The organism is Actinocrinis sp. (genome assembly GCF_035946395.1).
Lineage (GTDB): Bacteria > Actinomycetota > Actinomycetes > Streptomycetales > Catenulisporaceae > Actinocrinis.
In genome coordinates, this window is the sequence record NZ_DASYZI010000365.1 from 1 (window position 1) to 18,736 (window position 18,736).

Genomic DNA, 18,736 nt, shown 5'->3' on the forward strand with positions numbered 1-18,736 from the left:
TCGAACACCGTGTCCGTGTCGACCCGGTCCTTCGCCCGGGACAAGATGTTCTGGGCGTACGAGATGCACTTGCAGGATCTCTTCGACGCGCACGACATCCCGGGGCTGCCGTTCGGCTCCGTCTTCGGGTCGGTGCCGCCCGGCTTCACCTCGAAGCCGCACTGCCATCAGGACGGCGAGATCTTCATCACGCTCGCCGGGCGCGCCGACGTCGAGATCGACGGCGAGCTCACCGAGCTGGGCCGGGGCGACATGATCTTCCTGCCGCCGTTCCGAACTCACGCCATCCACAACCGCTCCGCCGAGCCGTTCGACATCGTGTCCGTCTACTGGGAGGACATCGACGCGGCCGCAGCGGCCCTCGCCGAGAACGGGACGGTACGCCGGACAGGTGACCGCACGCTGGTGTTCTGCCCGCCGGTTACCCCTAACGGCGGCCTGCATCTCGGCCATCTGAGCGGCCCCTACCTGCGTGCCGACCTCTACGCGCGGGCGCTGCGCGCCGCCGGCGGCGACGCCGTGGTCATCACCGGTGCCGACGACCACCAGAGCTTCGTCGCAACCGCCGCGCGTCGCCGGGACGCCGCACCCGAAGGGATATCGGCCGAGGCCGGCGACCAGATCGCGGCCACACTCGCCGCCGCGAACGTGGACCTGGCCCACTTCTACCGGCCCGAGCGCGACGCGGACCTCGCCGCCGAGATCCGCCGCCTGTTCGACGTACTGGCCGCTTCGCCCGCTGTGTCGGCCACGCAGGTCGAGACGCCGTGGTGCGAGAACTGCGAGCAGTCCCTCTACCAGGCGTTCGCGCACGGCCACTGCCCGCATTGCGCCGCGCCGAGCGACGGCGAGATCTGCGAGGCCTGCGGAAGGCCCGGCGCCGCGCGCGACCTGCTGGACCTGACGTGCACGCACTGCGGCGCGACGCCCGCGATGCGCACGGAGAAGACGCTGCTGCTCGATCTGAACGCCTACGCCGCACCGCTGCACAGGTATCTCGCGCACGTGCCCGGTGGCGGCGGACCGCGACAACTCGCCACCGAACTGCTCGAAGCCGGGCTCGGCAGCTACCGTCTGACCCGGCGATCGCGCTGGGGGATGAGCATCGCAGTGTCCGGCGACACAGACGAGATCATCGACCCCTGGGTCGAACTCGCGCTCACCCAGATCATCAACACCGCGCGATTCGCCGGGGCAAGCGGCGACACACACAACACGGGCGACACAGGCAGCACAAGCAACACAGACAACGTCACCGTGCTCGGCTTCGACAACACGTACTTCTACCTCGTGCTGCTGCCGACCGTGTGTTACGCGCTCGACCGGCCGGACACGCTCCCGCAGGGCTTCATCAGCAACCGTTTCCTACACCTCGACGACGCGAAGTTCTCCACCAGCCGGCGGCACGTCGTCTGGGCCGACGACCTGCTCGGCGAGTTGCCGGTCGACGTGGTCCGGCTCGCGATGCTGCGCCGGTCGCCCGAGGAGGACGTCCGCTCGGTCAGCACCGGCGAGATCCGGCAGTTCGGTGACGACCCGCTGCTCGAACGGCTCGACCGGTGGGTCGTCGCGCTGCGCGAGCTGCCCGGCGACGGCGTGATACCCGGCACCGGAGCCTGGACCGACAACCACAAGACGTTCTACCGCAAGCTGTGCATGTTCTCCGAGGAGATCGAACAGCTGGTGTCGCCGGACGCCTTCAGCAGCGTGGCGTATGTCGAGAGGCTGGACGCGATCCTGCTCGACCTGGCCCGCTTCCACGCCGTCGAGCAGTCCCGCAGAAGGATCGGCGGCACGCCGGAGGAGGCGCGCACCAGCGTGGCGATGGAGTACCTTGCCACGAAGGCCTTCGCGGCCGCCGTGACCCCGGTCATGCCGGCGACCGGCTCGCTGCTGTGGCGTTCGCTCGGGCTTCCCGGCGACCCGCGCCGCGAGCGGTACTGGTCGTTCATCCCGGGCGGCACCCCGACCTCGTTCACCGCATCGTCCATCTCGGAGGCGCTGTGGGCCGGCCGCCAAGCCGTGTCGCCGACTACGTGATCGTCGGCGCGGGCATCACCGGAGCCGCGGTCGCGGCGCAACTGACCGCCGGCGGTGTGTCCACGGTGGTGCTGGAAGCCGGCGCCGGGCCCGCGCGCGGCGCCACGGGGTCGTCCGGCGGCATGGTCCGCGCCTACGATCCGGACCCTGCGATCGTCCGGCTCGCGCTGCCGAGCGTGACCCGCTACGCCGATCCGGCCGCGTGGATCTCGCAGACAGCACCCTTACACAAGGTCGGCGCCGTCACGCTGGCCGCGCCCGAACACGCCGAGGCGTTCGAGTCGGCGGCGGCGGACCTGCGTGCGGCCGGATGGCCTGCCGAGGTCGTCACCGGCGCCCACGAGGTGTGCGGCGTGCGCACGTCGGGCGCGGTCGCGCTGCTCGAACCGTCCGCGGGCTGGGTCGATCCGGTGCGCGTCACCTCGCTCTTGCTCGACGAGGCGATGGCGGCGGGTGCCGAGGTGCGGCTCGGCACCCGCGTGACCGGCCTGGAGCCAAGCGCCGACGGCACGGACGGCGCCGACGGCATCGATGTGGTCACCGACCACGGCACGATCCGCGCGAGGCACGGCGTCGTACTGGCGACCGGAGCGTGGGCCGCGCGGCAGAAACTCGGTGTCACGGACACTGCCGGGTCGGTGCGCACCCGCTCGATCCAGACGGCTCTCGTCCGACGCCCATCAGGGGTCGACTACCACTGCACCTTCATCGACCTGCGGACCGGCGGCTACGGCAAGCCGGTGGACGATCAGACCTCGCTGATCGGATACCCCCTGCTGGACTGGGACGTCGATCCGGACGCCGCCATGCCGCCGGACGACGCGCACCGGGCCCGCACGGTCGACGTCGTCGCCGAGAACCTGCCCTGGTTGCACGATGCGGCGGACGTGACGGCCATCCGCTCGATGGACGCTTTCAGCTCCGACGGCAACGGCTCCCTCGACAACACCGACACGCACCAGACCCTCGTCACCCTCGTCGCCACAGGCATGCCAGGAGTCTGGCTCTGCCGCAGCGGCAACGGGGGCGGCGTGCGGGTCGCGCCGGAACTCGGCCGGCAGATCGCCCGAACGCTGACCATCCGGAGGAGGAGGAATGGCGCACTGCCATGACGTGCTGGGCATCGGATTCGGCCCCGCGAACATCGCGCTGGCGATCGCCCTGGAAGAAGCCCGGGAACTCGACGGGCCGCAGGCCCTCGACGTGCGCTTCCTGGAGAGCCACCCGGATCCGGTGTGGCAGGGCGGAATGCTGCTCGACGGGTCCGACATCCAGAACAACCCCGCCCGCGACCTGGTCACCCTGCGCAACCCGCGCAGCCGGTACACCTTCCTGAACTACCTCCACGAGGTCGGCCGGATCATCGAGCACCTGAACCTGCCGATGCAGTTCCCGCTGCGCACCGAATACGCCGCCTACATCAAGTGGGTGAGGCAGCATTTCGACGGTCTCGTCGACTACGGGCAGCGCGCGGACCGGATCGAAGTCACGACGTGCGACGGGCGACCGGCGTACGCGGTGACCACCGCCTCGGGCGCGACTTATCTGGGCCGCAGCCTCGTGATCGCCCCCGGCCGCACGCCGTACGTCCCGGCGCCGTTCGACCAAGTGGATGACAAGCGCGTCTTCCACTTCACCGAATACCTCTACCGCATCGACGCGCTGCGCGAACCGCCCGCGACCACGGTGGTCATCGGCGGAAGCCAGAGCGCGGTGGAGATCACGCTCGACCTGGCCCGCCGGTTCCCGAACGGCGACGTGCGCAGCTACGTCCGGGCCTTCGCCCTGCGGCTCAAGGACACCAGCCCGTTCAGCGAGGAGGGATTCTTCCCCGCGTTCACGGACTACTACTTCGACGCGCCGCGCCCCGGAAAGCTGGTTCTGGACGCCTACATGCGCCCCACCAACTACTCCTCCGTCGACGAGGACGTACTGCACGAGCTCTACCAGCTCATCTACGAGCAGCGGCTGGCCGACCGGCAACGGGTGTGGGTCTCGGGCAACCGGGTCGTGCGTTCGGCCGAGCAGAGCGACGACGGGGTCCTGCTCACCGTCGAGGAGGTCCACACCGGGGCGCTCGAACGCGTCGAGGCGGACGCGGTGGTGCTGGCCACCGGGTTCCGCGACCTCGGTCCCGCCGGGAATCAGGAGCCGTATCCGGCGCTGGTCTCGGGCGTCGCCGACCGGCTGGTCTTCGACGACGGCTACCTGCGGATCTCGCGGGACTACCTCGTCGAGACCCGCGACGCGCCCCCGCTCTTCTTCAACGGCGTGTGCGAGACGAGCCACGGCATCGGCGACTCCGGCTCGTTCAGCCTGCTGTCCCTGCGGGCGGCGGCCATCCAGCGCCGGCTCGCCGCCGAACTCGCCCGCGACCGCGTCCCTGTCACCGCCGCCCCAGCCACTGTCAGCGCAGCCAGCGCTATATCGGAGAGCCATGACTTCGCAAGCACTGCCCCGGACGGACGTCCCCCCATCGGAGGAATCGCTGGAGTGGCGTAATCCGCCGGTGCGCACGCCCGTCCCCGGGCCGATCGGCCGGCAGTACCTGGCCCGGCAGATCGAACGCGAGTCGAACGCGCGCAGCTATCCGCGGCGGCTGCCGATCGCCGTGCGCCGCGCCGAGGGCACCCTGGTCGAGGACGTCGACGGCAACGTCTACCTGGACTTCCTCAGCGGCGCCGGCGTGCTGTCGCTGGGACACAACCATCCCGACGTCGTCGCCGCGGTCACCCGGCAGCTGTCCGTCTTCACGCACGGGCTCGACCTGCCGACGCCGGTGAAGGACCGCTTCACCGAACTCCAGCTGGAAATGCTGCCCGAGGCCATGCGGCGCCGGATGAAGGTGCACTTCTGCGGCCCGACCGGGGCGAACGGCGTGGAGGCAGCGATCAAGCTATGCAAGATCGCGACCGGCCGGGACAACATCGTCGCCTTCCAGGGCGGCTTCCACGGCAGCACCGCCGGGGCCATGGCGGTGACCGGGAACCGGGAGGCCAGGGCCGGGGTGGGCAACGGCATGCCGGGCGTGCACTTCTTCCCGTTCTCCTCCTGCCTGCGCTGCCCGCTGGGACTCCAGCCGGACAGCTGCGAGACGAACTGCGCGACCTACCTCGAACGCAGCCTCGCGGATTCGCACGGCGGCGTCGAGAAGCCGGCCGCGGTGCTGCTCGAACTGGTCCAGGGCGAGGGCGGCTCCGTCCCCGCGACGCCGCGGTTCGCCCGCAGGGTGCGCGAGATCACCGCGCGCGCGGGCATCCCGCTCATCGTGGACGAGGTGCAGACCGGCTGCGGCCGCACCGGGACGTGGTTCGCCTTCGAGGGCTACGGGATCGAGCCGGACGTGGTCGTGGCGTCGAAGGCGCTGTCCGGGATCGGGCTGCCGGTGGCGATCCTGCTCTACGACCGGGCCCTGGACAAATGGGCTCCCGGCGCGCACATCGGCACGTTCCGCGGCAACCAGCTGGCGTTCGCCGGGGGCGTCGCGGCGATCGAGGTCGTGCGGCGTGACAATGTGCTGCTGAACGTGCGCGAGCGCGCCGCGCAGCTGAGGCAGCGGCTGGAGCGGATCGGCAAGCGCAGCCGGTGGGTGGCCGACGTGCGGGGCGCCGGCCTGCTGCTCGGCATGGAGCTGGCGGATCCCGACAACGGTGCCGACGGCGCGCAGTTCGCGCGCGCCGTGCAGGGGGCCGCGCTTCGCAATGGTCTGATCCTGGAGGTGGGCGGCCGTAGCGACGCTACACTTCGGTTCATGCCACCGCTGACCGTGACACAGGTCGAGGTCGACACCGCGGCGAGCCTGCTGGAGCAGGCCTTCCGCGAGGTCGATCCCGGGTTCGCCCCCGCACTCGACTCCTCGTCGAGCGGCACGGCGGCCTCGGACGGGTGAATTGGCCGCCCCACCACTTATCTGAGCGGTCGTCGGCGGGGACACTCGGAACTGCGGCACCCAGAACTTTGGCACCCGGACTGCGGCACCCGGGAGCGCCGCTACGGGACACAAGGAATACACGGGGACTGCTTCTTGTTCATGATCCTGCTGGCGGTCGCCAGCGCCGTCGCCTACGGCACTGCCGACTTCCTGGGCGGCACGGCCTCGCGCAAGGCGAACGTCTTCACCGTGGTCGCGATCAGCGCCCCGGCCAGCCTGGCGGTCGAGGCGCTGGTCCTGCCGTTCCTCGGCGCCCGCTGGAGCGCCGGGTCCATCGGCTGGGGCGCGCTGTCCGGCGTCGCGTCCGCGTTCGCGTTCGCGCTGCTCTACCACGCGCTGTCCATCGGGCCGATGGTCGTCATGGCCCCGATCACCGCGATCGTGTCGGCGGCGCTCCCGGTCATGGTCGGGTTGGCTGAAGGCGAGCACCTGTCGGCGGCGCAGGCCGCCGGCCTGCCGGTGGCGGTGAGCGCCATAATGCTGGTCACGGTGGAACGCTCGGTCTCGGTCGCGTCGGTCCGCCCGCGGGCGATAGCGGTCGCCTGCCTGGCCGGCGCCGCGATCGCCACCCAGCTGATCACCCTGGACCAGGCGCCGCACGACAGCGGCGTGGCGCCGCTGCTGGCCGGCCGCGCGGTCAGCAGCCTGCTGGTGCTCGGCACCGCGGTGGCGATCCGGCGGCGAATAGACCCCGGCCGGCCGCCGGTCAAGATCGCCGCGGCCGCCGGAACCCTGGACTCGCTGGCGAACCTGCTCTTCCTGCTGGCCGCCCGCTCCGGCCTGCTCAGCGTCAGCGCGGTGATCGTCGCGCTCTACCCGGCGGCCACGATCGTCCTCGCGCGCGTCGTGCTCACCGAGCGGATCAGCCGCACGCAGTGGTTCGGCCTCGCCACCGCCGCCGCCGGCGTCGCCCTGCTCGCCCTGAAGTGACGCTCTCGCCGCCACTGCCCGCAACGGCGATCTCAAGCGACACAGCCAGCGTCCCCGGCCACGTCCTAGCCGGCGCGGGTCCCGTTCGGAACGGCGCGCTCCGGCTGCGCGAGCACCGGCGTGACGTGGTCGGCGTATCCGATGTCGAACATCATGCCCTCGGACAGCTCGCCCATCATCTTGCGCGGCTCCAGGTTGACCACGAACAGCGCCTGCCGGCCGACGATCTCCGCCGGGTCCTCCCGCTCCTGCTTCATGCCGACCAGGATGGTGCGCTTGTGGTCGCCGAAGTCCACGGTGAGCCGGACGAGCTTGTCCGAGCCCTCCTTGTCCTCGACGCTCTCGATCAGCCCGACCCGGATGTCGACCTTCGCGAAGTCCTCATAGGAGATCGTCGGTTTGACGGGTGCCGCGGCGAACGCCTCCCGGCCGTCGCTCACAGGTTCCTCCACTTGCTTGCCGGGCAGTCGGTCGATGACCGTCCGGTGCCGGTCGGCTACGGATGGCGGTCGTCCGGGAAACCGTATCAGCCCACACCCATGTGTATCTCAGACGAGCGCCAGCCCGGTGGACTGAAGCCGCTCCACGAGCATGAACACGCGCCGCGCCGCGTCGAGCGGCGTGTCGCCCGTCGCCGCCAGCATGCCCCAGTCGTCGGGGATGACGCCGATCAGCCGGGTTCGCTCCCGCTCGGGAATGGACCGCGACAGTTCCGAAGCGGTGTCGGCCAGATTCGCGTCCGCGGACGGCCGGAAGACGCGGGTGGCCGCGTATCGGCCGGCGGGAACGGACTCTTCGAGGAACGCTCGCAGGTACTCGCCGCCGTGATGCGACAGATTCAAATCGACCGCGGCGGCGACGGGCCGGTCACCGAACCGCCCGCCGAGCCGGCCCACGACGAAGTCGACGCCGCCGGTGACGAACCCGCTCCCGGCCGGTTGGCCGGCGCTCAGCCCGCGGTGCAGTTCACCTATCGCCGACCTCATCAGGTCGTAGAGCTCCGGCGCGATGCCGAACTGCGCGGCCGTGGCGGAGTCGAAGTAGACGTTGCCGACCCACGCGTGGCCGTCGACGAACTGCGCGGTCATCCCGGTCGCCACCTGCCCGCCGCGGATGTGGCCCGAGGGGGAGAGCTTCTGCGCGCTGCCCGCCACGTCGAACCTGAAGAGGTCCACGTCCGCTTCGAGGACGTAGTCGCCGCCGTGCGGATAGGCCGCCTGCGCGGCGGCGGCCAAGCCGTGCTCATCGGCGAGTACCAGGCCTGACACGATTCCGGCGCCGCCCCCGCCCTGCGACGGCTTCAGGCAGCCGCGCAGCAGGCCGTAGCGCTCACGCAGCAGCCGGCCGGCCGTGCACATGTCCGCGGTGAATTCGCGTTCCGTGCGCGCTTCGCGGACGACCGTGTATCCCGGCACCGTCGGCAGCTCGATATGCAGCTGTTCGGCCATCGGCGAATACGAGTATTCGAGATCCAGCGTTCGCTGCGCGCTGAACCCCTCGACGGCCAGCGCCGCCGCGAACGAAGTCTCCGGATGCAGATGGCTCTTCTGGTTCCAGTACGTCGAAACCGACGGAGCGTTCGCGTCGACCGTCAAGTGCGGCAAGCCGAGCCGCCGGACCAGCCAGAGCAGCAGCAGTTGCGTCTCCAGGTCGAAGACGTACGGGCGCACGACGCAGTCGGGATGCGCCGACACCCAGTCGAGCAGCCGCGTCGAGGCGGCCGTTTCGCGGGAGACCTGATCGAGGACGGCGTGGGTCAGGTAGTAGTGGTCGGTGTCCAGCAGGTCGAGCGCCTGCACGCCGAAGAACCGCACGGCCTCGCGCCACGAGGCGATGCGCCCGACGACCAGGTCGTCCGGCCCGGCGAGCGCGACCGCGCGCGTCTCCAGAAACCCCGACATGTCGGTCGGCGCGCGCCCGGCCAGCAGGTCCGTCACGGCGCATTCGAAGTCCCGCTTCGCGCTGGTGGCTCCGTGCAGAACGAGCGCGCTCGCGTTCCCGTCGCTGCCCTGGGGATAGCGCACGGCGCGTGCCGCCAGGTCCGGCACTTCGGCGAGCCGGACGCCGAGCAGCCGTTCGGCGAATTGCTCCAGGCGGCTGTCGGAAAGAACCACCGGGCCGGTGCTCAGGATCGGCCAGCGAACCGCTTCCCGGCCTTCGACGTGCATCGTCCAGGTCGGTCCCGAGCCGTTCGCCGAACACGAGAAATGCACCATCGCGGCAGTTCCTCTCGGTTTTCCGGGGCTCTTCGAGTTTCCGCGCACGGCCGGAAACTCGACCACAATTTCGAGTCTGCCCGCAATTCACGGCAGCGAAAGCCGGCGCACCCGACAACACTTCCGTGCGACAGGGCAACCAATCGGTTGACCCGCTCCACCGCCGCGGGCGATGCTCCGCCCGTGGCCGAGATTCAGGGGACGTACGAGAAGAAGTTCAAGCGGGTACACGACGCGCTCGCGGCCTCGCTCGACGGCAAGGACGTCGGCGCCTGCGCGGCCGTGTACCTCGACGGCGAGTTGGTCGTCGACATCTGGGGCGGGTACGTCGACGAGGCGCGCACGATCCCGTGGGAGCGCGACACGATCACGAACGTGTGGTCCACGACCAAGACGATGGCCTCGCTGTGTGCGCTCGTCCTGGCCGATCGCGGCGACCTGGACCTCTGCGCGCCGGTGGCGCAGTACTGGCCAGAATTCGCCGCGGCGGGCAAGGAGGGCGTGCTGGTGCGGCACGTGCTCTCGCACACCGCCGGGCTGCCGGACTTCGACCGCAAGGTGCCGGTGGGGGAGCTCTACGACTGGACGGGGATCACGACGCTGCTGGCAAAGCAGGCGCTGCTGTGGGAGCCCGGAAAGCTGGCCGGTTATCACTCGGTGACCCAGGGATTCCTGCTCGGCGAAGTCGTCGCCCGGATCACCGGACGCAGCCTCGGCACCTTCTTCGCCGAGGAGGTGGCCGGTCCGCTCGGCGCTGACTTCCACATCGGGCTGCCCGCCGAACACGATCACCGGCTCGCGCTCAGCATCGCGCCGCCGGATTCGATCGATCGCGACTGGGAGGCGCCGATCCCCGAGCGTGCGATGCCCGCCGCCGTCATCAACAAGGGGCTGCGGCTGAGCGACGGCAACAGCGTCGCCTGGCGGCGCGCACACCTGCCGTTCGGCAGCGGCGTCGGCAACGCCCGTTCCGTCGCCGCGGTGCAGTCGGTCCTGGCCAACGGCGGAACGGCGCACGGTGTGCGGCTGCTGTCCCCGGAGGGCTGTGAGGTCGCGCGGCAGGAGCAGTACCGGGGCTTCGACCAGGTCCTGGCCGCCTCAATACGCTATGGCATGGGCTACGCGCTGTCCGACCGCGCCTTCTACTGGGGCGGTTGGGGCGGCTCGACGGTGATGGTCGACATCGACAAGCGGATGAGCGTCTCGTACGTGATGAACCAGATGCTCGGCCGGGAACACGGCGACGTCCGCGCCCTCGGCATCGTGCTCGCGGCCTACGAGAGCCTCGCGTAACCGCACGCACGGCTCGCCTTCCTGCTGGCCATGTGCTCCGCCTGGCGGGAACACTGCTCGGTAAGAACACTGCTCGGTAAGAACCACAGTGCAAGAACACAGCGCAAGAACACAGTTTGAAAGACTTTGAATGAACACAGTGCAAGAACACCACCGGCAGCAACAGAGCGGAGGCTGCGATGCTGGACGTCCCCGCCGACGAGTTCGAGTCGCTGGTCGAGGAGGCGCTGCGCACGATCCCACGCGAGCTGAAGCGCGCGATGCGCAACGTCGCGATCTTCATCGAGGACGAGTGCCCGCCGTACGGCCCGATCCTGCTCGGCCTCTACGAGGGAGTGCCGTTGACCGAGCGGGGCGAGTGGTACGCCGGCGTCCAGCCGGACCGGATAACCATTTTCCGGCTGCCGATCCTGCGCATCTGCCGCACCCGTGAGGAGGTCGTCGTCGAGGTGACGAAAACCGTCGTGCACGAGGTCGGCCACCATTTCGGCATAGATGACGAGCGCCTGCACGCGCTCGGATACTGAGCTGGATATACCGCCCGGCATGGGGCGGCCCAGCACGGTTTCCGTGCCCGCTTTACCGCGCGCCGGTTTGACAAAGGGCGGGCAAACGGTTCACCATGTGAATCGTTGTTCCAAGGCACCTCGTTCGGTGAGGCGTCTTCACGGACACAGGCCACTGATCCCGCCGGTCGAGAGACCCTCCGGATCAGGACACCTCTCCCCGGGCTAAGGGGAAAGGCCAAGTGGCTGCGCAGGCGGGTCCCCAGGGCCTCGCGCTACGCCGTGAAGTGCCAAAGCTCTGACGAGTAGGGGTGTCCCGGCGGGCGGGGTCCCGTCGGCTGCTTCCCCTGGTGTGCCGCTCAGCACGGCGCCCGCGTGCGCCACGGCCGGAAGGAGGCGAGTCACATGGATTCCAGTAGACCGGGTCGGCATCGACCCCAAATCCGAATCCGCCACCGCTCGTTCTCCGAGTCCGGCGCGCGGTAGCCACCCACTCTGCCTCTGATTTTCTCCGCCAGCGCGGCGTTCACGCGTGCCCTGGCAGGGCGGATGAGTGCTGCGCGCCTCCCGTTCGATGAGCCCCACGTGGGCAAAGGGAGGGAACCACCATGACGACCGCCGCCATCGACACTGCTGCTATCAACACCACTGCTATCAACACCGCTGCGATCAACACCGGCCTGATTGACACCCCGGCGATCAACGCCACTGCAATTACCACCACCCGCACCGCCGTGCTCGACGACATGCACCTCGGCGACATCCGCGGTGCGCTCGGCACGATCAGGGTCGGCGACGTAGGCGCCCGCCGGGGACTGTCCGCGAAGCTCAAGACGCTGCTGGCGATCATCGGCCCCGGCCTGATCGTCATGGTCGGCGACAACGACGCCGGCGCGTTCGCCACCTACGGCCAGGCCGGGCAGAACTATGGCACGCACCTGCTGTGGACGCTGCTGCTGCTCGTCCCGGTGCTGTACGTCAACCAGGAGATGGTGCTGCGCCTCGGCGCGGTGACCGGGGTCGGGCACGCCCGGCTGATCATGGCGCGCTTCGGGAAGTTCTGGGGAGCGTTCAGCGTCATCGACCTGTTCATCCTGAACGCGCTCACCCTGGTGACCGAGTTCATCGGGATCACGCTGGCCTCGGGCTATCTCGGCCTGCCGAAGCCGGTCGCGGTGGTGCTCGCCGCGGCCGTCATCGTCGGCTCGGCGTTCACCGGCTCGTTCCGCCGTTTCGAGCGCATCGCCATGGCGCTGTGCGCCGGGTCGCTGCTGCTGGTGCCGATCTACTTCCTCGCCCACCCGGGCGTGGGGCAGATGGCCCGCGGCTTCGTGCTGCCGACGATGCCCGGCGGATCCGGCGGCATGGCCACGCTGATGCTGCTGGTCATCGGGATCGTGGGCACCACCGTGGCGCCCTGGCAGCTGTTCTTCCAGCAGTCGTACGTCATCGACAAGCGGATCACCCCGCGGTTCATGCGGTACGAGAAGGCCGACCTGTGGCTGGGCATCGCGGTCGTGGTCGTCGGCGCCTCGGCGATGATGGGCGCCGCGGCGGCCGCGTTCGCACACAGCAGTGCGTTCGGCGGCTTCACCGACGCGGCAGGGGTCGCCGGCGGCCTGGAAGCCTACGCGGGTCGCACGGCGGGCGTGCTGTTCGCGATCGCGCTGTTGGACGCCTCGATCATCGGCGCTTTCGCGGTCTCGCTGTCCACGGCGTACGCGATCGGCGACGTGCTCGGCCTCAAGCACTCGCTGCACCGCGGCGTGCGCGGCGCTAAGGGTTTCTACGCGGTGTACGGCGGACTGGTCGCCGTCGCGGCGGCGATCGTGCTGCTCCCCGGCTCACCGCTCGGGCTGCTGACCGAGGGCGTGCAGGCCCTTGCCGGCGTGCTGTTGCCCTCCGCGTCGTTGTACCTGTTCATGCTGTGCAACGACCGCCAAGTGCTCGGACCGTGGGTCAACGGGCGCCGGACGAACCTGTTCACGGCGGCCGTGGTCGGCGTACTGGTGACCCTGTCGATCATCCTCACCGCCGCGGTGCTGTTCCCGAACATCTCGGCGGGCGCGATCTACCAGATCATGGCCGTGTGCGGCGGCGTCGGAGTGCTCGCGGCCGGATACGTGCTGGCCCGCGGTCGTCGCGCGGTGACTGCGCCGATAGACCGCGTCGGCCGGGACATGTGGCGCATGCCGCCGCTGGCCGAGTTGACCCGCCCGACCATGGCCGCCGGCCGCAAGATCGGAATGGGCGCGCTGAGGCTCTACCTGCTCGCGGCGACGGTCCTGGTGATCGTCAAGCTCGTCGAGGACGCGCTCGCGCGTTGACGCCCGGCACAGCTCGTCCGAGGCGCCGGTGACTTGCCCACTCGGGCTCACGCCACCGGCGCCGCCTCGGCTGTGACACCCGGGACACCTGGGACACCCGGGAGCACCAGTTCGCCACGTTCGGCGTCGTACTCGAACAACTCCGCGTAGCGGCCCCAGTCGATCGCGATGCCGAGCTGGTGGCGGGCCTCGTCGGCGGAGAAGCCGCGGCGCAGCACGTCGAGGAAGAACCCCTCGCGCAGCGAGCCGTCCGTGGTGGTCCGCAGCGCCTTGACGATGGCCCGGATCAGCGGCGCGCGCTGCGCGGCGGCCTGCGCGAACAGCTCCTTGCCGGTGTCGATGTCGGCCACGGCGAAGGCCCGGCCCTCGTCGGTGATGCTGATGCGCGCGTCGGCGACCCGGGCCATCCCGAGCATCACGGCCGCGTCGACCAGCGGCAACAGGTCGTCGATCTCGAAGTTGAAGTCCTCGGCCAACTCGGCCAGCCCGTCCTCGCCGCCGCGCGCGGCCAGGATCTCCAGCAGCCCGGACAGCCCGCCCGCGGAGACCTCCGGCAGCGGCAAGTCCGCCGGGGTGGCCGCACGTACCGCCGATGCCGACACGGCTGCCTCTGCCTCAGCCAGTTCGGCAACCGCCGCGTGCGCGCGCTCCTCGCGGCCGGTCAGTATGCCGTACACGGCATCCACAAGAGCGTCGAACTGCGGGTCGCGCCGGTCGCGCGGCCTGGGCAGGCGCACCTCCAGTTCGGCGCGGATGCGGCCGGGGTTCGAGGACAGCACCAGGATCCGGTCCGCGAGCTGCACCGCCTCCTCGATGTTGTGCGTGACGATCAGCACCGACTTGACCGGGAACTCGCGCCCCTCCCACAGCCGGGTCAGCTCGCCGCGCAGGTTCGCCGCGGTCAGCACGTCCAGCGCCGAGAACGGCTCGTCCATCAGCAGCGCGTCCGGCTCCACCACGAGGGCGCGGGCGAAACCGACGCGCTGGCGCATCCCGCCGGACAGTTCCTTCGGATACGCCGACTCGAAGCCGTCAAGGCCGATCAGGTCGATCGCCCGCAGCGCGCGCTCGGCGCGCTGCTCCTCGGGCACGTCGCGGGCCTGCATCGCCAGCTCCACGTTCTGCTGCACCGTCAGCCACGGCAGCAGCGCGAAGGACTGGAACACCATCGCCACCCCGGGGTTCGCCCCGTTCAGCGGCGCGCCGCGATACGACACGGTCCCCGAGGACGGCGCGATCAGCCCCGCGATGCAGCGCAGCAGCGTGGACTTGCCGGAGCCTGACTTGCCCAGCAGCGCGACGATCTCGCCCTCGCGCAGCGTGAACGAGATCCCGTCGAGGACCGGCAGCGCGCGTCCGTCCGGCGTGGTGAAGGTCTTGGTGATGGATTCGGCGTCGACGATGACCGGCCCGACCGTGCCCGCGCCTGTACCTGTCCCCGTGCTCACAGCGAGTACCTCGTTTCCGCCAGGGCGTACAGCCGCCGCCACACCAGCCTGTTGAGTCCGACCACGTACACGCTCATCACCACGACGCCGACCAGCACCCGGGCGAAGTCCCCCGTCCCGGCGGCCTGCGCGATGTAGGAGCCCAACCCGGTCGCCTTGAGGTGATGGTGGCCGTAGTCGACCACCTCGGCCACGATCGAGGCGTTCCACGCCCCGCCAGCCGCGGTGATCCCGCCGGTGACGTACGCCGGGAAGACCGCCGGCAGGATGAACTTCTCCCAGCGCAGCCGTCCGCGCACCCCCATGCTGCGCATCGCCTCGCGCAGGTCGGACGGGATCGCGGAAGCGCCGGCGATCACATTGAACAGGATGTACCACTGCGCGCCGAGCGCCATCAGCAGCACGCCGCCGAGGTCCAGGCTGATGCCGGCCGCCACGAAGAACGCCGCGGCGAACGGGAACAGGAAGTTGGCCGGGAAAGAGGCGAGCACGTGCACGACCGGCTGCGCGAACCGGGAGACCCGAGGGTTCATCCCGATCCACACCCCGACGGGCACCCACACCGCGCTGGCCACCACGAGCAGCACCACGACCCGGGCGAACGTGGCCGCGCCGAGGGCGAACGCGTGCCCGAACTCGGCCAGGCCGATGTGTTTGTCCACGTACGACAGCGCGCGCCAGACCCCGTACACCGCGACGGCGCTCACCGCCCCGGCGAAGAAGACGTCCCCGGTGCGCTGCCGCAGCACCGGGCGCGCGAGCGGGTGCTCGGCCAGCCCGAACGGCCGGGTGATCCGGTCCAGCATCCGGCTGACCGGCCGGATCGGACGCGCCGCCAGGTCCGGGACCGTCGAGCGGCGCAGCAGTTCCAGGACCATGCTGCGCGGCTTCTCCGAAGCAGCCGACTCCTCGGCGCGGAACCGCTCGGCCCAGGCGACCATCGGCCGCCAGAAGACCACGTTGACCGCCATCACCATGACAATCATCACACCGATCGCGATGCCGACCTTGCTCAGACTGCCCTGCGCTATCGCCGCCGCGACGTACGAGCCGATGCCCGGCAGCGCGTACGTGTGCCCCAGCACACTGATGGACTCGGACGCGGCGAGGAAGAACCAGGCGCCGCCGAAGCTCATCATCCCGTTCCATACCAGCGGGATCATCCCGCCCGGCACGTCCACCCGCCAGAACCGCTGCCACTTGGTCAGCCGCATCACGCGCGCCGCCTCGTCCAGGTCGCGCGGCTGCGAGACCAGCGAGTGGTAGAACGCGAAGGTCAGGTTCCAGGCCATCGAGGTGAAGATGGCGAAGATCGACGCACACTCCAGGCCCAGCGCGGAGCCCGGGAACAGGTTGATGAACGCGGTCACCGTCACGGTCAGGAACCCGAGCACCGGCACCGACTGCAAGATGTCCAGCATCGGGATCAGCACCTTCTCGGCCCGCCGAAGCCGTGCGGCGGCCGTGGCGTACACGAAGGTGAACAGCACCGACAGGACGAGCCCGATGAACATCCGCAGCAGCGAGCGCACCGCGTAGTACGGCAGGTCGGCCGGATCCGTGGACACCGTGCGCGGCGCCTGCGAGGGCAGGAACGGCGCGTTGAGCGCGGGCGCCAGCCGCAGCAGGCCGAACAGCAGCGCCAGCAGCGCCGCGAACACCACCACGTCGACGGGTCGCAACGCCGGGCGCCGCCACACTCCTGGTGAAGGGAACTGACCCCACGACGCCACTGGTTAGCCCTCCACGCCCGAACATCACCACGGCAACACACGACCCGACGGCACGAAGACTCCCACGACTACCCCGCCCTTGGCCATCAATCACATACCTCTGGGCGACATCCTGGTGAACAGCCCAGCGCTGTTACATTCACACTCGTGATGTGCTAAATGTTACCGGCGGGTAAGTAAGGTATAGCAGGACGACGAGGCGTAGGAGGGCCCGCACCCTCCTCGGTGCGTACGACCTCATTGGAGGCGCAAGTGGTACTGCGGATGATTCTCGGCCTGGCGATCACGGCTGCCGCCCTCGCCCTGGCCGGACAGCGGGTGCTGACGCTCTACCGGCTCGGCCGGACGGGGCAGCCGGTCGATCCCGACCGCACCCGCGGCGCCGGCCGGCGGCTGTGGGCGGTGACCGTCGAGGTGTTCGGCCAGCGCAAGCTGCTGAAGTGGAGCGGGGCGGGGACGGCGCACTTCTTCGTCTTCTGGGGCTTCGTCATCCTCGGCGCGACCATCGTCGAGGGCTACGGCGCGCTGTTCCAGCGCGACTTCCACATCCCGCTGATCGGCACCGACACCTGGCTGGGCTTTCTGGAGGACTTCTTCATCGTCGCGGTGATCTGCGGCCTGGTCGCGTTCGCGGCCATCCGGCTGCGCCAGTCGCCCAAGCGGGCGGGCCGCCGCTCGCGCTTCTTCGGCTCGCACCTCGGCCCGGCCTGGCTGGTGCTGCTGATGATCTTCAACGTGATGTGGACGCTGCTGCTCTACCGCGGCGCGCAGATCAACACCGGCTACTTCCCCTACGCGCACGGGGCCTTCGCCTCGCAGCAGGTCGGGCACTGGCTTCACCCGGCCGGGCGCACCGCGAACGACGTTCTCGAAACCGTCGGCATCCTCGGCTCGCTCGGCGTGGTGCTCAGCTTCCTGGTGCTGGTCGTGTACTCCAAGCACCTGCACATCTTCCTCGCGCCGCTCAACGTCGCCTTCTCCCGCCGTCCGCGCGCGCTCGGCGAGCTGCTGCCGGTCTACTCCGGCGGCAAGCCGGTCGACTTCGAGGACCCGGGCGAGGACGACAAGATCGGCCGCGGCGCGATCGAGGACTTCACCTGGAAGGGCCTGCTGGACTTCGGAACGTGCACCGAGTGCGGCCGCTGCCAGTCGCAGTGCCCCGCCTGGAACACCGGCAAGCCGCTGAGCCCGAAGCTGCTGATCATGCAGCTGCGCGACCACGCGCTGGCCAAGGCGCCCTACCTGCTCGCTTCTTCGGACGCCGAACGGGAGGCGCTGCCCGAGAACGTGCTCGCCGAGGCGGCCCGTCCGCTCGTCGGCACGTCGGATGCGCACGGCGTCATCGATCCGGACGTGCTCTGGTCCTGCGTCACCTGCGGCGCGTGCGTGGAGCAGTGCCCGGTGGACATCGAACACGTGGACCACATCGTCGACATGCGCCGCTACCAGGTGATGATCGAGTCCGAATTCCCGCGCGAGGCGCAGACGATGCTGCGCAACCTGGAGCGGCAGGGCGACCCGTGGGGTCGCGGCGCGAAGGCCCGGCTTGAGTGGGCCGCCGGACTGCCGTTCGAGGTGCGGGTCTTCGGCGAGGGCGGCGAGGACAAGCTGCCGGACGACGTCGAGTATGTCTTCTGGGTCGGCTGCGCGGGATCGCTGGACGACAACGCCAAGCGCACCACGCGTTCCGTCGCCGAGCTGCTGCACGAGGCCGGCGTCGGGTTCATGGTGCTCGGCAGCGGCGAGACCTGCACGGGCGACCCCGCCCGGCGACTCGGCCAGGAGCTGTTGTTCCAGGAGCTCGCGAAGCAGAACGTGGAGACACTCAACGAGGTCGGCGCGAAGAAGATCGTGGTGACCTGCGCGCACTGCTTCAATACGTTCGCCAACGAGTACCCGCAGCTCGGTGGGCACTACGAGGTCGTCCACCACACGGAACTGCTCGCACGCCTCGTCGCGGAGGGCAAGCTCGTCCCGGCCAACGAAGTCGACGTCGCGGTCACCTACCACGACCCCTGCTACCTAGGCCGGCACAACCGCGTGTTCAGCCCGCCGCGCGAACTGCTCGGCGCCGTGCCCGGCGTGCGCCTCACCGAGATGCCGCGCAACCGCGAACGCTCCTTCTGCTGCGGCGCCGGCGGCGCCCGCATGTGGATGGAGGAGACGATCGGCACGCGCATCAACGAGACGCGCACGGACGAGGCACTGAGCACCGAGCCCGACCTGGTGACGGCGGCCTGCCCGTACTGCATCGTGATGCTCACCGACGGCCTCGCCACCCGCAAGCAGCAGGGCAAGGCGTCGCAGGACGT

13 protein-coding genes and 1 riboswitch are annotated in these 18,736 nt (G+C 69.9%); of the genes, 9 read left to right on the forward strand and 4 right to left on the reverse strand.

The window, feature by feature from the left end:
• From VGS97_RS22570 to VGS97_RS22590, 5 genes are all read left to right on the forward strand, one after another.
• On the forward strand, positions 1-2,040 hold a 2,040-nt coding region (locus VGS97_RS22570; RefSeq protein WP_326855625.1), incomplete at its 5' end, for a class I tRNA ligase family protein.
• Positions 2,004-3,152, forward strand: a complete 1,149-nt coding sequence (locus VGS97_RS22575; protein ID WP_326855626.1) for an FAD-dependent oxidoreductase — start codon at positions 2,004-2,006, stop codon at positions 3,150-3,152. The genes VGS97_RS22570 and VGS97_RS22575, both read left to right, overlap by 37 nt.
• Positions 3,136-4,542, forward strand: coding sequence for a SidA/IucD/PvdA family monooxygenase (locus VGS97_RS22580; RefSeq protein WP_326855627.1), 1,407 nt, complete (start codon positions 3,136-3,138; stop codon positions 4,540-4,542). Before VGS97_RS22575 ends, VGS97_RS22580 begins: the two co-directional genes overlap by 17 nt.
• A gap of 7 nt (positions 4,543-4,549) precedes the next feature.
• The gene (locus tag VGS97_RS22585) at positions 4,550-5,929 is read left to right on the forward strand and encodes a diaminobutyrate--2-oxoglutarate transaminase family protein (protein ID WP_326855628.1); all 1,380 of its coding nucleotides are present in this window, start codon (positions 4,550-4,552) and stop codon (positions 5,927-5,929) included.
• 135 nt (positions 5,930-6,064) lie between these two features.
• Positions 6,065-6,901, forward strand: a complete 837-nt coding sequence (locus VGS97_RS22590; protein WP_349262228.1) for an EamA family transporter — start codon at positions 6,065-6,067, stop codon at positions 6,899-6,901.
• Positions 6,902-6,966: 65 nt separating this feature from the next.
• On the opposite strand, the gene VGS97_RS22595 is transcribed toward VGS97_RS22590, so the two are convergent.
• Together VGS97_RS22595 and VGS97_RS22600 are read right to left on the reverse strand one after the other, a co-directional pair.
• Positions 6,967-7,341, reverse strand: a complete 375-nt coding sequence (locus VGS97_RS22595) for a hypothetical protein (protein ID WP_326855630.1) — start codon at positions 7,339-7,341, stop codon at positions 6,967-6,969.
• A 108-nt stretch (positions 7,342-7,449) separates the two neighbouring features.
• Positions 7,450-9,117: a hypothetical protein gene (locus VGS97_RS22600; RefSeq protein WP_326855631.1), complete on the reverse strand. Its 1,668-nt coding sequence runs from the start codon at positions 9,115-9,117 to the stop codon at positions 7,450-7,452.
• A 183-nt stretch (positions 9,118-9,300) separates the two neighbouring features.
• Here VGS97_RS22600 and VGS97_RS22605 point away from each other — a divergent pair, with 183 nt between their 5' ends.
• The 3 genes from VGS97_RS22605 to VGS97_RS22615 all read left to right on the forward strand — a co-directional run bounded on the left by VGS97_RS22605 (position 9,301) and on the right by VGS97_RS22615 (position 13,243).
• Positions 9,301-10,410 (forward strand): serine hydrolase domain-containing protein, encoded by a 1,110-nt coding sequence (locus VGS97_RS22605; protein WP_326855632.1) that lies wholly within the window; start codon positions 9,301-9,303, stop codon positions 10,408-10,410.
• 179 nt (positions 10,411-10,589) lie between these two features.
• Complete coding sequence (locus VGS97_RS22610) at positions 10,590-10,937, forward strand: metallopeptidase family protein (RefSeq protein WP_326855633.1); 348 nt, start codon at positions 10,590-10,592, stop codon at positions 10,935-10,937.
• A gap of 112 nt (positions 10,938-11,049) precedes the next feature.
• Positions 11,050-11,234: riboswitch (M-box (ykoK) riboswitch) on the forward strand.
• Positions 11,235-11,662: 428 nt separating this feature from the next.
• Positions 11,663-13,243, forward strand: a complete 1,581-nt coding sequence (locus VGS97_RS22615; protein WP_349262229.1) for an NRAMP family divalent metal transporter — start codon at positions 11,663-11,665, stop codon at positions 13,241-13,243.
• Between the two features lie 47 nt (positions 13,244-13,290).
• Here the strand turns inward: VGS97_RS22615 and VGS97_RS22620 are convergent, their stop codons facing one another.
• Both VGS97_RS22620 and VGS97_RS22625 read right to left on the reverse strand, forming a co-directional pair.
• The gene (locus tag VGS97_RS22620) at positions 13,291-14,691 is read right to left on the reverse strand and encodes a nitrate/sulfonate/bicarbonate ABC transporter ATP-binding protein (protein ID WP_326855635.1); all 1,401 of its coding nucleotides are present in this window, start codon (positions 14,689-14,691) and stop codon (positions 13,291-13,293) included.
• Positions 14,688-16,424, reverse strand: coding sequence for an ABC transporter permease (locus VGS97_RS22625; protein WP_414641799.1), 1,737 nt, complete (start codon positions 16,422-16,424; stop codon positions 14,688-14,690). The genes VGS97_RS22620 and VGS97_RS22625 overlap by 4 nt, the downstream gene beginning before the upstream one ends.
• 252 nt (positions 16,425-16,676) lie before the next feature.
• On the opposite strand from VGS97_RS22625, the gene VGS97_RS22630 reads away from it, so the two are divergent.
• The coding region (locus tag VGS97_RS22630) for a (Fe-S)-binding protein (protein ID WP_326855637.1) at positions 16,677-18,736 on the forward strand (2,060 nt) is incomplete at its 3' end.